The organism is Polaromonas sp. DSP2-3-2b2 (assembly GCF_049895905.1).
Lineage (GTDB): Bacteria > Pseudomonadota > Gammaproteobacteria > Burkholderiales > Burkholderiaceae_C > Polaromonas.
In genome coordinates this window covers 16,845-30,535 of record NZ_JAFCTH010000028.1, presented here as the reverse complement: position 1 = coordinate 30,535, position 13,691 = coordinate 16,845, and the positions used below count along the sequence as shown (strand labels likewise).

The following is a 13,691-nucleotide window of genomic DNA, read 5'->3' as shown; positions in this document are numbered from 1 at the left end:
ATATTTTTGCCATTTCCGTTTTCCTTGTCTGAATTGAACCACTCAGCAAGGGATACGTTTTTCAGGGGCAAGGTCAGTAAACAAAGGCACTTGGTTTCGCATGGCTGGAAGTCGGCTTTTGAGCACCGCAAAAGCGATTATTGGCTCTAAGGAAGGGCGTGAGTTCGCTCTGGAAGCAGCAAAAAAAGTTCTTCTCGATGGGCCAAAATGAGTTGTGGGTTTATGAAATAGCATCAAAAAACTGATGTTTAGCCGAATATATGCCACTAGCCCAACAGGGCGTTAACTGTCGCATCTCACAAAATCCTGTCTCCAATACGGCATTGCTTTTCATTTAAATTTTGAACATCAGCATGCCGTGCGATCAGCCTCTATGCGACAAGCGTCTCCGTGCATCGGAAAGCGCCATCCCCAGTCCAAGCCAGCGGCAGTCCCAGCCAGCCCCGTGATCAGCGGTAACATCGCGCTTTCCATTTTTCAGTCCCACCATGCCCTTGCCCAATCACCAACTCAGCATGACCGTGCTGATGACGCCGGACATGGCCAATTTTTCTGGCAATGTCCATGGCGGCACCATCCTCAAATTGCTGGATCAGGTGGCTTATGCCTGCGCCAGCCGCTACGCGGGCGAGTACGTCGTGACCCTGTCGGTCGATCAGGTCATGTTCCGCCAGCCGATTCATGTGGGCGAGCTGGTCACGCTGCTGGCGTCGGTCAACTACACCGGCAACACGTCGATGGAAGTGGGCGTCAAGGTGATCACCGAAAACATCCGTGGTCAAAGCGTGCGGCATGCCAATAGCTGCTTTTTCACCATGGTCGCCGTGGGCGAAGACGGCAAGCCCAAAGCCATTGCGCCGCTCGAACCCGAAACGCCTGATCAGATCCGACGCTACGCCGACGCCAAAATCCGTCGCGAGTTGCGTCGGGAGTTCGAGCTGCGGCGGCAGGCGCTGACCGTCAAGCCCGCGTGAACGCCGGTTTCATCGCCCGGCGCCCGTGCGAAGCTGAAACAGCGCGCCAGCGTCTGCTGGCCTGATGGGGCGGCCCGTTCACCTGCGTCAGCCTGGCATTGACGCGCTCAAGGGGTTGGCTTGTGTGCTCATCATCTGGCATCACCTGGCTTTTTACGGGCCGATGTCGGATGTGCTCTATCCCTTTGCGCCTGACCTGACCGACTGGCTGTATGACTACGGCCGCATGGCGGTGCAGGTGTTTCTGGTGATTGGCGGCTTTCTGGCGGCCAAGTCTCTGGCGCCGCAAGGCCAGGCGACTTATGCGTCGCCGGGCAGGCTGATGGCGCGCCGCTACCGGCGGCTGCTGCTGCCTTATCTGGTGGCGGTGGCGGCAAGTGTGGCGGTGGCCGCGCTGGTGCGCCCGTGGTTTGTTCATCCTTCCGTTCCGTCTGAACCCACGCTGTTCCAGTTGCTGGCGCATGGGCTGCTGCTGCAGGACATGCTGGAATTTGAAGGGCTGTCCGCCGGCGTCTGGTATGTGGCGATTGATTTCCAGCTGTTTGCGATGTCGGTGCTGATGTTCAGCCTGTCGCGGCGGCTGGAACGGCGCTGGCCGGGCTTGCGCGCCTGGCCGGTTGCACCGGGCCTGGTGTTGACGGTGATGGTCTGCGCAGCGTCGTTGTTCCTGTTCAACAACGACAGCCGCTGGGACATGGCCGGCGTGTATTTCTTCGGCGCTTACGGCCTGGGAATGCTGGCCTTTTGGGCTTGCGCTTCAGAGCGGCGAGCTTCATGGCTGCTGTTAATGGGGGCGCTGGCGGGTTCGGCCCTGCTGCTTGATTTCAGGGGACGGCTGCTGGTGGCGGTTGCCGTGGCGTTCGGGCTGATGCTCTTGCAGCACTGCGCTTCAGCGCACGGTGCGCAGCGCTGGCCGCAGCGGCAACTGACTGGGCTGGGGAAAATGTCGTATTCGATTTTCCTGATCCATTTTCCGGTGTGCCTGCTGGTCAATGCGCTGGTCGCCCATTTCTGGCCGACGCAGCTGCTGGCCAATGGCATCGGCCTGTTCGCGGCTTTTGGCCTGTCGCTGCTGGCGGGCCGGGCGCTGTACCTGGGCGTCGAATCGCGCCGCACGGCGTGGTTCAACGGCTGAAAGGCAGGCGGCGTCCTGCCTTGACCGCCGTTGCCGGGAGGGCGCCTGGAATCGGCGGCCTGGCGCACCGATGGGGCTGACTACACTGTAGTCCTCCTCAATTTTCCTCAATCTCCTGAAAACCGACTCCATGGATCTTTTTATGCTGGCGATGCTGTTCGCCGTTGGCGGTCATATGCTCAAGTCGAAATACCAAAGCAGGCGCATTGCCCTGCTGGGCAGCCACCTCGGAAAATACCAGATCGAAAAGCTGATGGAAACGCTGACCGAGGGCTACATGCGCGCGCTGGGCGAATCCGATGACCAGCGCCGCGAACAGATTTTCAACCTGCTCGGCAGCACCGAGGCTTCGCTGTGCGACCAGCTCAATCGCTTGAGCGCCGAGTTTTCAAAAGTGGATGAAGCCGAGGCCCGGGTCAGCAAGCTGCCACTGGCCATTCCTTACGCCGACAAGCTGTTTCCCGGCGCCACTTTTGACCTGCGCAAGGCGCTGGCGATTCACGCGCAGGGCATTACCCAGGCGGCAAAAAACGGCGCCAACCGCAGCCCCAAGGCCAAGGCGTTCACCGTATCGGCCGAACTGTTTTTGCTGCAGCACACCTGCCACTGGTTCTGCAAGTCAAAAACCGTCGCTTCTGCCCGCATGCTGGGGCGGCAGAAAACATCGTATGAGCAAGTCGTGAACGCCGTGGCGCCAGAAACCCGCAAGGCCTATTGCGCCCTGGCGGGGTGCTGAGCCCAGTCGCTGGCTACGGCGAGGCTGGGCGACTCGCGGCCGTGCCGGGCTTGCAGTGGGCGTAGATGTCCAGACCCGGCTGGTAAACGCGGGTCTGAACGTTCATCAGGCCCAGCACCGAATGAAAATAGTTGTCGTGACTGATGGGCGCATCAAGCTGCTGCTTCAGGCAGGCGGTGGTGATCTGGCTGCGCTGCTCGAATCCGGGCGACAGCCAGGTGATCCAGGGCACATGTTTTTGCACGTCGGGCGCCACGCTGTAGGGCATGCCGTGCAGGTAGAGGTTGTTTTCGCCCAGTGACTCGCCGTGGTCGGCCAGGTAGAGCAGGGCGGGCGAGGCGAGCGGCTCCTGCGCCTTGAGCCACTGGATGGCAGAACCCAAGACATGGTCGGTGTAGACGATGCTGTTGTCGTAGGCATTGACCAGCCCTTGCTGCGTGCAGCTTTGCAGGGCGTTGTCGGTGCATTCGGGCAGAAACTTCTTGAACGCTGCCGGCGACCGCTTGAAATACGCCGGCCCGTGGCTGCCCATCTGGTGCATCACCACCACCACGCCTTTGGCCCGGCGTTCGGCGGGCAAAGCGGCAATGCGCGCATCCAGTCCTAGCAGCATGACTTCGTCGAAGCATTCACCGCCGTCGCACAGGCCGGGCACTTTCAGCGCGCTGGTATCGACATGGGGAACGCGGTCGCAAACGCCCTTGCAGCCCGACTGGTTGTCGAGCCAGAGCACGGCCAGGCCGGCGTGCTGCAGCACGTCCATCAGGCCTTCGTAATTGGCCGGGCGCGAATCGTAGTTTGCCCGCCCGAAGTGAGAAAACATGCACGGCACCGAGGTTGCCGTGCTGGTGCCGCACGACCAGGCGTTGCGCTGGCTGGCGATGTTTTCTTTAGCCAGTTCGGGCGTGGTCGGGCGGCCGTAGCCGTTGACCGCAAAATTGACGCTGCGGCCGGTTTCGCCCAGCACCAGCAGCAGCAGCGGCGGCTTGGCCTGGCCAGCATAGCTGGCGCCCAGCGTTGCGTCTTCACCCAGCGGCAGGATGGCCGAATCGTCGCGCTGAAACGGCCGGGCCGCCACCGAACCCAGCGCATAAAAGGAATTGAGTGGGTTGATCAGGTAGCGCACCTGGGGATAGTTGCGCATCACCGAGGCGATGCTTTGAAAGAAAAGCACCAGCACCACGACCAACAGCGCGCAACTCGCCAGCAATGCGGCCAGGTTGGAGATAGCCTGGCGCGTCGGGTTTTGCAGCCGGATATGCTGGCGCCACAGCAGCACGCAGGGCAGCACCGCCAGCACCAGCACGGTGGCCAGCAGGCGCCAGTTCAGCAGGTCGCGCGTTTCGCGTGCATCGGTCTGCAGGGCGTTGACGATCATGCTTTTGTCGATGACAACGCCATAAGCCATCATGAAATAGGCGCCAAACGCCGCCGACACGCAAAAAAGCATGATGACCGGCTTGAGCGTCCAGCGCCAAGCCAGCAGGCTCAAGAGGCCCGCCGTGGCCAGCCCGATGACCAGCGCCAGAGCCAGGCTGACGGTGACGGCCTGGCTGCTGCTCAGGTCGGGCAGGCGGGCCAGCGCGCGCCACAGCGCCACATTGCAGACCGTGGCGATCCAGAAGCTGGCGAGCACGACGACCCAGAGGGGGCGCATTCCGGCTACCGGCGCTGTTGCATTCAGGGCAAGAGAACGCGGCGCGGACGGGGCGGGTGGTTTGGCAAGGTCAGGCAGGTGCAGCGGCATAGCGCAATATTGTCGGGCCAACGGCTTAGGGCCGCCTTAAGGCTGCAGCTGGCCGGCATGGTGCGCCAAGTGGTCGGCCATGAAGGTGGCGATGAAGTAGTAGCTGTGGTCGTAGCCCGGGTGCCGGCGCAGTGTCAGGGGCTGGCTGGCCGAGGCGCAGGCGGCTTCAAACGGCTCGGGATGCAGCTGCCCGGCCAGGAATTTGTCGGCCAGGCCCTGGTCGATCAGTATGCCGTCGGGGTAGGGCGCGCTTTTGCTGTGCTGCATCAGGGCGCTGGCGTCATGGTCCGTCCAGGCGGATTCGTCGCTTCCCAGGTAGCCGGTGAAGGCTTTGCGACCCCACGGGCACTGGCTGGGCGCGCAGATGGGCGCAAAGGCCGAGACGGACTTGAACAGTCCTGGATGGCGCAGCGCCAGCGTCAAGGCGCCGTGGCCGCCCATCGAATGGCCAAAGATGCCGATGCGGCCCGCGTCGAGCGGCAAAGTGTCCGTCAGTAACGGCAGCAGTTCGGCGGTAATGTAGCTCTCCATGCGCCAGTGCTGCGCCCACGGCGCCTGCGTGGCGTCGAGGTAAAAGCCGGCGCCCACGCCGAAATCCCAGCTGTCGGCTTCGCCCGGCGCTTTCGCATCGCGCGGGCTGGTGTCGGGCGCGATCAGCGCCAGTCCCAGTTCGGCGGCCAGGCGCTGGGCGCCGGCCTTGGCCATGAAGGTTTCTTCGTTGCAGGTCAGGCCCGCGAGGTAGAGCAGGGCGGGCACCTTGCCGCCCGCCGCGTCAACGCGGGCCTGCGGCGGCAAAAACACCGAGAACTTCATCGGCAGGCTGATCTCAAGGGACTCGTGCTGGTAAAAGCGCTGCGTGCCGCCGAAGCAGGCGTGTTCGCTCAGCAGCGTCAAGGGATTGGGATTCATTTAAACACTACTGATTTGATAGCTGCCTGCGCAAGTCCGGCATGCGCAGAAGGCCAATTTGGTTAGTAAAGCACGACACCGCGAATCGATTCGCCGCTTTTCATCAGGTCAAAGCCCTTGTTGATGTCTTCGAGCGGCATGGTGTGCGTGATCAGGTCGTCGATGTTGATCTTGCCTTCCATGTACCAGTCGACGATTTTGGGCACGTCGGTGCGGCCGCGCGCGCCGCCGAAGGCCGAGCCTTCCCATTTGCGGCCGGTGACCAGCTGGAACGGACGCGTCGAAATTTCCGCGCCGGCCTCTGCCACGCCGATGATGATGGAGCGCCCCCAGCCCTTGTGCGTGCATTCGAGCGCCTGGCGCATCACAGTCGTGTTGCCGATGCATTCAAAGCTGTAGTCGGCGCCGCCGTCGGTAAGCTGAACAATCGCATCGACCACGTTCTCGACCTCCTTCGGGTTGATGAAATGCGTCATGCCGAACTTGCGCGCCATGGCCTGGCGCGCCGGGTTGATGTCCACGCCGATGATCTTGTCGGCGCCGACCATTCTGGCGCCCTGGATCACGTTCAGGCCGATGCCGCCGAGGCCAAACACGACGACATTCGCGCCGGCCTCGACCTTGGCGGTGAACAGCACCGCGCCAATGCCGGTGGTCACGCCGCAGCCGATGTAGCAGACCTTGTCAAACGGCGCGTCCTTGCGGATCTTGGCCAGCGAGATTTCGGGCGCGACGGTGTAGTTGCTGAAGGTCGAGGTACCCATGTAGTGAAAGATCGGCTTGCCGTCCAGGCTGAAGCGGCTGGTGGCGTCGGGCATCAGGCCCTTGCCCTGCGTGCCGCGGATCAGCTGGCACAGGTTGGTCTTGCGCGACAGGCAGAACTTGCACTGCCGGCATTCGGGTGTGTAGAGTGGAATGACGTGGTCGCCTTTTTGCAGCGAGGTCACGCCCGGGCCGACATCGACCACGATGCCCGCGCCTTCATGGCCCAGGATGGCCGGGAAGATGCCTTCGGGGTCGGCGCCCGACAGCGTGTAGTAGTCGGTGTGGCAGATGCCGGTAGCCTTGATCTCGACCAGCACCTCGCCGAACTTCGGGCCTTCGAGGTCAACGGTTTCGATGGTCAAGGGTTCGCCTGATTTCCAGGCAACGGCAGCTTTGGTTTTCATGGGATTGGGGCTTGTTTGAAAAGGGGGTCAGTGGATAAGAAATGAATGGGCACTATAAGCCAGGCCAGGCCAGGCCGGCGCTCCCGCGCCCGGCGCCGCCGGGCTGCCGAGGCCAGGCCAGGCCGGCGCTCCCGCGCCCGGCGCCGCCGGGCTGCCGAGGCCGATAAAAGCGGGCTGAAAAATTGCAGGGTTGCTTGTGGCTGATGCCGGCCTGGCCGGCAAAACCGTCTCTAACACCACCGGCACTGCCAACGCGCAGCAAGGCCAACCTGAAGGCCCTGAGCGACTTGCCAGCGCTGTGATTCTTGATGAAAAAGGCCTCTTGCGCAGTAACCATAAGCGCAAGCAGCTACTAAAAACATAGCGTTCCGGCTAGCGGTCGGTCGAGGCGCTCCAGCGGTTGTCCCAGTCCTTGCCATGCGCCTTGTCCAGGCTGCGGCGGTCGCGCTTGGTGGGTCGGCCGTGTTCCAGGCTGCTGGCCGGGTCGCTGGTCAGGTGCCGCTGTTCGGCGGCATGGGCCTTGAGGCGCAGACTTTCTTCGGTTTCCTCGTAAAGCTGCTGGGCCACCGGGGCCGGTCCGCGCTGGCTGCTGATGCCATGCACCACCACCGTGCGGATGACCGTGCCTTGCCTGAGCTTTACCGTGTCTCCTGCCTTGACCTCGCGCGAAGGCTTGGCTTCCAGGTCATTGATGCGGACCCGCCCCTTGTCGATTTCCTCGACGGCGAGCGAGCGCGTCTTGTAAAAGCGGGCGGCCCAGAGCCATTTGTCGATACGCAATTTTTCCATTCAAAGTCCTTTCATAGGATATTTTGGACCAGCGGCAGGCGCACCGTGGCTTGCAGGCCTATCACCCTGTTATTTGCATGCGGATTTTCCAGAACAATGCTGCTGCCAAGCGCCTGCACGATCTCCAGACCAATGGCCAGGCCCAGGCCGGAGCTGTGCGCAACGTCGCCGCCCGAAAAGGGCTGGTACAGCCGCGCGGCCAGCTCGTTGGGAATGCCGGGGCCGCTGTTGCAGGCGCTGGCCTCTGGCGCGCGCCTGCCGGGTGGCAACATTCCAACGTCGAACACCACGGCGATATTGCTCGGCACCTTCCAGAACCACGGCATCCAGCCCGGCCCGCAGCTGTTCACCACTTCGTCGTCGCTGGTCTGGGACTTGATTGCTGCGCTCTACATGCTGGTGCTCAATTTGCCGCTGGTCGGCCTGCGGGTCAAGCTGCTGAAGATTCTCAAACCCTAGCTGTACGCCGGCATCGTGATTGTCGATTGGCGAGGGCCGCGCGATGGTGTTCATCCAGCGCCCGGTCTCGCTGATCCTGATCGTTGCGGTGGTGGCCGTGCTGGAACTGCCGCGTCTGGTGCGTTACGGCGTCAACCGCTCACGACCGGTCTGACCCGGCGGCTTTGACCAAGTAAAAAACACGCTTGCGCAAGGGTTGTAACCCTGGGTTGCACGTAATTACGTTGTACTACGGGGTCTGTCAAATCGCAGGAAAACCCCCTTGGCAGGGGGTGCATGAAACACCTATGCTCAGCCTTGCCCTGCGCCTGGCGATGCAATGCAGCCTTCAGGGTGGCCATACCTCTGGAAACACAGGGGATGCACAAGTTTGCATTTTAAAAATGACGGACGACAGGAGACAAAAACATGAAACCCAGGCTTCTTTCCACTTTTGCCGCCGTGGTGGCGCTTCTAGGCGGTGCGGCATCGGCGGCCGTCAACCTTCCCCCGTTGAACATCGACACCACGCAAACCACCGTGTCCGGGCTTTCGTCGGGCGGCTTCATGGCGGCGCAGCTGCATGTGGCTTATTCGGCCACCTTCAAGAAAGGCGCCGGCATCGTCGCCGGCGGGCCTTTTTACTGCGCCGAAGGCTCGATCGTGAACGCCACCGGGCGTTGCATGGCCAGCCCGGCCGGCATACCGACCAGCAGCTTGGTCAGCACCACCAACAGCTGGGCCAGCCAGGGAATCATCGACCCGGTGGTGAACCTCCAAAGCTCGAAGGTGTACCTGTTCTCGGGCTCCATTGACAGCACGGTGAAGCCGGGCGTGATGGATGCGCTGAAGACCTACTACAACAGCTTTGTGCCGGCCGCCAACGTGGCTTATAAAAAGGACATCGCCGCCGAGCACGCCATGATCACCGACGACTATGGCAGCGCCTGTTCGACCAAGGCCAGCCCTTACATCAACGACTGCAATTTCGACCTGGCCGGCGCGATGCTGGCGCATCTCTACGGCACGCTCAATCCGCGCAACAGCGGCACGCTGGCCTCTGGCAATTTCGTCGAATTCAACCAGAGCCAGTTCATCACCGGACATGGCATGGCGCCCACCGGCTGGGCCTATATTCCCGAGGCCTGCACGGCGGGCGCGCAATGCCGCGTGCATGTGGTGCTGCACGGCTGCCAGCAAAACGTCACGCTGGTGCAGCAGCAGTATGTGCGGAGCACCGGCTACAACCGCTGGGCCGACAGCAACCACCTGGTCATGATCTATCCGCAGACCAGCACCCAGGCCACCAACAGCTGCTGGGACTGGTGGGGTTACGACAGCGCCAGCTACGCCAGGAAGTCCGGCCCGCAGATGGTCGCCATCAAGGCCATGGTGGACCAGGTTTCGGCAGGCTCAAGCACGCCGCCCCCGGCCGCGCTGCCCGCGCCGACCGGCGTGTCCGCCTCGAATGCCACCGCCAGCTCCATGACCGTCAGCTGGAATGGGGTAGGCGGCGCCGTCAGCTACAACATCTACCGCAACGCGAACAAAGCCAATGCCCTGCCGGTCACAAGCACCAGCTACAGCGACACCGGCCTGGCCGCCGCCACGACCTACAGCTGGACCGTCAAGGCCGTGGACGGCAACAACCTGGAAAGTGTGGCGTCCACCGCTGCCGCTGGCACCACCACGGGAACGCCGCCGCCTGCGGCAACCTGCTATACCGCGTCGAACTATGCGCACACCATGGCCGGGCGCGCCTATGCGCTTTGGGGCACTACCTATGCCAACGGGTCCGCCCAGAACATGGGTTTGTGGAACATCTACACCACCCGAACGCTGAAGCTGACAGGCGCCAATTACTATGTGATCGGCACCTGCCCTTGAGCATTTTTTTGCTATTGAATTTATAGCTTCTCACGCAAGCCAGTTCTGCGTGAGAGGCTGGTTTGATGCCTAAAAGCAGTTTGCTGGCTAAAACGAATGCGCTCGGGTCGTTATTGTTTGGCGCCCAGCGCCAGCGCCCGTTCCCGCGAATCGGACAAGGCCTTCGGGTTGGGCGGGCTCGTCGTGTCCCAGCCACCCATGTGCCGGATGCCGATGTCGCTCAGGGCTGCGAGCCACTGGGGGCTGTCGTTCAGGCAGTCGATGTAGCTGAAGGTTTTGCCGCCCGCTTCCAGGAAGGCGTGGCGCGCTTCCATCGAGATTTCTTCCAGCGTTTCCAGGCAGTCGCCGGTGAAGCCCGGGCAGACCAGGTCCACGCTTCTCAAACCCGACTGCGCCAGCTTGATCAGCGTCGGCTCGGTGTAGGGCTCCAGCCATTTGGCCTTGCCAAAGCGCGACTGAAAGGTCAGCTGCCAGCGGTCCTTGGACAGGCCGAGGTTTTCGGCCAGCAGGCGCGCGGTCTTGTGGCATTCGCAATGGTAGGTGTCGCCCAGCATCAAGGTGCGTTCGGGCACGCCATGAAAGCTCATCACCAGCTTGTCGGCCTGGCCATTGAGCTTCCAGTGCTGGCGAATCTTGTCGGCCAGCGCGTCGATGTAGCCCGGGTCGTCGTGGTAATTGTTGATGAAGCGAAATTCGGGAATGCGCCGCACCTTGGCCGCCCAGGTGTAGACCGCGTCGAACACGCTGGCCGTCGTGGTGCCGCTGTACTGCGGATAGGCCGGCAAAATCAGGATGCGCGTCACGCCGTCCGCCTTGAGCTGATCTAACTGCGAGGCAATCGACGGGTTGCCGTAGCGCATGGCATAGCGCACTTCGACGTGGTGGCCGCGCTGGCCCAGGTAGCCGCGCAGCATCAGCGCCTGTTTTTCGGTCCAGACCTTGAGCGGCGAGCCTTCGGGCAGCCAGACGCTGGCGTACTTGGCGGCTGATTTTTTGGGCCGGATGCGCAAGATGATGCCGTGCAAGATCAGCCACCAGACGGCCTTGGGAATTTCAACGACCCGCGCATCGCTCAGGAATTCGCCCAGGTAGCGGCGCAGCGCCGGCGCGGTCGGCGCATCGGGCGTGCCCAGGTTGCACAGCAAGATGGCGGTGGTGGCCAGCGCCTTGGGCGGCGCACCATGGGTAAAGGAGGGTTCGGGGGCAAATGACATGCGGTATTCTCGCCTACGCCATGCTTGACCTTTCCCCCATCAAAGCCATCACCCTAGACCTGGACGACACGCTCTGGCCGATCTGGCCGACCATTGAAAAAGCCGAACAGGCGCTGCATGACTGGCTCGCGCAGCATGCCCCGCAGACGGCGGCGCTGCTGGCCCAGCCGGCGGCGCGCCACGAGATTCGCGAGCATGTCAACGGGCTGCATCCCGAACTGAAACACAACCTGAGCGCCTTGCGCACCCGGTCGATCCGGCTGGCGCTGAGCCGCAGCGGCGGCGACCCCGGCCTGGCTGAAGCGGCGTTCGAGGTGTTCTTTGCCGCGCGCCACCAGGTCACGCTGTTTGACGATGTGGCGCAGGCTCTGCAATTTTTGTCGCGCCGCTTCCCGCTGGTGGCGCTGTCCAACGGCAATGCCGACATCCACCGCATCGGCATCGGCGCTTATTTCACGGCCAGCGTCAGCGCGCAGCAGTTCGGCATCGGCAAGCCCGATCCGCGCATTTTCCATGCGGCGGCAAGCGCCGCCGGGGTGCAGGCGCACGAGGTGCTGCATGTGGGCGACGACGCTGCGCTCGACGTGCTGGCGGCGCTCGACTGCGGCATGCAGACAGTCTGGGTCAACCGCGCTGACCACCCGTGGACGCATCCCGCCGTGCCGCACGAAACCGTGACGACGCTGCTTGAGCTGTGCGCTTTGTTCTCCCTTGAGTCCAACTGAAAGTCGAAATGACCCTGAGAATCTATGGCACCGCCGCTTCCCGCGCCGCCCGTCCCCTGTGGGTCGCGCAGGAGCTTGGCCTGGCTTACGAGCACATTGCCTTGCCCTACGTCGGCGGCGCCACGCGCACGCCTGAGTTCCTGAAGGTCAACCCGAACGGGCGCATCCCGGTGGTGGACGACGACGGCGTGCTGGTCTGGGAGTCGATGGCCTGCGCGGTGTACCTGGCCGAGCGCTTTCTGGACGGCAACGGCCTGTCGCTGGCCGCGCGCAGCAATGCCGAGCGCGCCGAGATCCTGCGCTGGACTTTCTGGGTCGTGACCGAGTGCGAAAAGGACGCGCTGATTTTCCTGATGCACGCCATGCTCATGCCGCCGGAACGCCGCAAGCCGCAACTGGTCGAGGAATCGCTCCGGCACCTGGCCGGCCCCTTGCGCATCCTGGACCAGCATTTGCAGGGCCGGTCCTGGCTGGCGGGCGACCGCTTCACCGTGGCCGACATCTGCGTGGCGTCGGTCATCGCCTGGGTCGAAGGCGCGAGCGAGCTGATGGCGCAATGCCCGCAGGTGCGCGACTGGCTGCAGGGCTGCCTGGCGCGGCCGGCGTTTCAGCAGGTCCGGTTGATGGCTAAAAGTGCCTGATGCGCTTATCCTGTAAGCACTTATAGCTATTAATTAATGAGCAAATGGCGATGCTGCCAGTGGCTCAGCGCAAGCTGCGGGCCGCCTCCAGCCCGGAGCGCACCGCGCCTTCCAGCGTCGCCGGATACGGACCGGCCAGGTAGTCGCCGCAGGCCAGCAGGCCGCCTGCGACTTGCTGCGCCGGGCGCTGCAAGCCTGGCGTGCAGGCAAAGGTGGCGCGTTTTTCAACAATCGTTTGCACCGGCTGCAAGTCCGCCAGCCCGAGTTGCCGCGTGGCCTGCGCCAGCACCTGCGCGGTCAGCGTGGCGCTGTCGCCGGTGCTGGCGCTAATCACAAAGGCCAGCAGACCGGCCGGGCCGCCCAGCTGTGCCCGGTCAAAGACGAATTGCGCGGGTTCTTCCGCGCTGGCGTGCAGTGCCAGCATCGGCTGCGCCAGGCGCGCGCTGGCGCAAGACACATAGACCGTGGTCAGCGCTTCATGCTGCAGGCTGCGCGCCTGCGCCATCCACGCCTCGGCGGCAACGCCGCTGCCTTGCACCAGCCGTGCCGCTTCATTTGGGGGGCAGGCGAGCACGACGCGGTCAAAGGCTTCGCTGTCCACCGTCCAGCCCGGACCGGCCGGCGACACCGCCTGGACCCGTACGCCCAGGCGTTGCGCCCCGCCGTGTGCATTCAGCCAGGCCAGCGCCGCATCGGGCAGCAGGGCGCTCAGGTCCTTGCGCGGCAGCAACAGGTTCGAGCCGCCGCTTTGCGCAAACAGCGCATCGCGCATCACCCGCAGGAACACCTGCCCGCTGGCGCGCCCGGGCGGCGTGTTGAGCGCCGACACGCACAGCGGCTCGATCAGCGCGGCCATCGGGCCGGGCGCCAGGCCGCTGCACAAATCGCTGACCGACTGGCCGGGCGAACAGGTGAAGCCGCCCAGCCGCCAGCCAAGTGCCACCTTGAGCAGCGACAGCTTGTCGGCCAAAGGCCAGCCGCTTGCGTTCAGGATGCCGGCCACGGCGTCCAGCGGTGCCGGCCAGTCGGGCAGGGTCAATCCGCTGCCGTCGGGGAACTGCATCGTCAGCGGCAGGCGCAGGAACGATGTGGATTCATCGACGCCGACCTCCTTTATCAGCCGCAGCGTCTCGGCGTAGGCGCCGATCAGGATGTGCTGGCCGTTGTCCAGGGCGACAGGCAGACCGTTCAGCGTCGCCATGACGCGCCGGGCGCGACCGCCGGCGGTACGCGACGCCTCGAAAATCGTGACCTGGTGGTCCAGCCGCGTGGCCTCGACGGCTGCGGCGCATCCGGCCCAGCCCGCGCCAACGATGGCGACTTTCAT

At 63.5% G+C, this 13,691-nt stretch carries 12 protein-coding genes and 1 pseudogene; 7 read left to right on the top strand and 6 right to left on the bottom strand.

Annotated features, from left to right (window positions below):
- The first annotated feature begins 488 nt into the window (after positions 1-488).
- The 3 genes from ACP7AD_RS16935 to ACP7AD_RS16925 all read left to right on the top strand — a co-directional run bounded on the left by ACP7AD_RS16935 (position 489) and on the right by ACP7AD_RS16925 (position 2,845).
- Positions 489-974 carry an acyl-CoA thioesterase gene (locus tag ACP7AD_RS16935; protein WP_029523997.1) on the top strand — a complete coding sequence of 162 codons (486 nt, stop codon included), beginning with the start codon at positions 489-491 and terminating at the stop codon, positions 972-974.
- 64 nt (positions 975-1,038) lie between these two features.
- Entirely contained in the window at positions 1,039-2,109 is a 1,071-nt protein-coding gene (locus ACP7AD_RS16930) for an acyltransferase family protein (protein ID WP_426148861.1), read from the top strand.
- Between the two features lie 130 nt (positions 2,110-2,239).
- Positions 2,240-2,845, top strand: a complete 606-nt coding sequence (locus ACP7AD_RS16925) for a hypothetical protein (RefSeq protein ID WP_426148862.1) — start codon at positions 2,240-2,242, stop codon at positions 2,843-2,845.
- A 13-nt stretch (positions 2,846-2,858) separates the two neighbouring features.
- Here ACP7AD_RS16925 and ACP7AD_RS16920 read toward each other — a convergent pair whose 3' ends face one another.
- The 4 genes from ACP7AD_RS16920 to ACP7AD_RS16905 form a co-directional block, all read right to left on the bottom strand.
- Entirely contained in the window at positions 2,859-4,502 is a 1,644-nt protein-coding gene (locus tag ACP7AD_RS16920; protein WP_426148863.1) for a phosphoethanolamine transferase, read from the bottom strand.
- A 126-nt stretch (positions 4,503-4,628) separates the two neighbouring features.
- Entirely contained in the window at positions 4,629-5,501 is an 873-nt protein-coding gene (gene fghA / locus ACP7AD_RS16915) for an S-formylglutathione hydrolase (protein WP_426148864.1), read from the bottom strand.
- A 62-nt stretch (positions 5,502-5,563) separates the two neighbouring features.
- Positions 5,564-6,670, bottom strand: coding sequence for an S-(hydroxymethyl)glutathione dehydrogenase/class III alcohol dehydrogenase (locus ACP7AD_RS16910; protein WP_426148865.1), 1,107 nt, complete (start codon positions 6,668-6,670; stop codon positions 5,564-5,566).
- 372 nt (positions 6,671-7,042) lie between these two features.
- Complete coding sequence (locus ACP7AD_RS16905) at positions 7,043-7,459, bottom strand: RNA-binding S4 domain-containing protein (RefSeq protein WP_426148866.1); 417 nt, start codon at positions 7,457-7,459, stop codon at positions 7,043-7,045.
- A gap of 270 nt (positions 7,460-7,729) precedes the next feature.
- Between ACP7AD_RS16905 and ACP7AD_RS16900 the strand changes: the two are divergent.
- Positions 7,730-8,072 (top strand): annotated as a pseudogene (locus ACP7AD_RS16900) (tripartite tricarboxylate transporter permease); the annotation flags it as partial.
- A gap of 254 nt (positions 8,073-8,326) precedes the next feature.
- Entirely contained in the window at positions 8,327-9,784 is a 1,458-nt protein-coding gene (locus ACP7AD_RS16895) for an extracellular catalytic domain type 2 short-chain-length polyhydroxyalkanoate depolymerase (RefSeq protein WP_426148867.1), read from the top strand.
- A 110-nt stretch (positions 9,785-9,894) separates the two neighbouring features.
- Here the strand turns inward: ACP7AD_RS16895 and hemH are convergent, their stop codons facing one another.
- Positions 9,895-10,998 (bottom strand): ferrochelatase, encoded by a 1,104-nt coding sequence (gene hemH, locus ACP7AD_RS16890; RefSeq protein ID WP_426148868.1) that lies wholly within the window; start codon positions 10,996-10,998, stop codon positions 9,895-9,897.
- Between the two features lie 20 nt (positions 10,999-11,018).
- On the opposite strand from hemH, the gene ACP7AD_RS16885 reads away from it, so the two are divergent.
- Positions 11,019-11,723 carry an HAD family hydrolase gene (locus ACP7AD_RS16885; RefSeq protein WP_426148869.1) on the top strand — a complete coding sequence of 235 codons (705 nt, stop codon included), beginning with the start codon at positions 11,019-11,021 and terminating at the stop codon, positions 11,721-11,723.
- Between the two features lie 8 nt (positions 11,724-11,731).
- On the top strand, positions 11,732-12,364 hold the full coding sequence (locus ACP7AD_RS16880) for a glutathione S-transferase family protein (RefSeq protein ID WP_426148870.1): 633 nt from the start codon (positions 11,732-11,734) through the stop codon (positions 12,362-12,364).
- Positions 12,365-12,428: 64 nt separating this feature from the next.
- Here ACP7AD_RS16880 and hpnE read toward each other — a convergent pair whose 3' ends face one another.
- The gene (hpnE, locus tag ACP7AD_RS16875; RefSeq protein WP_426148871.1) at positions 12,429-13,691 is read right to left on the bottom strand and encodes a hydroxysqualene dehydroxylase HpnE; all 1,263 of its coding nucleotides are present in this window, start codon (positions 13,689-13,691) and stop codon (positions 12,429-12,431) included.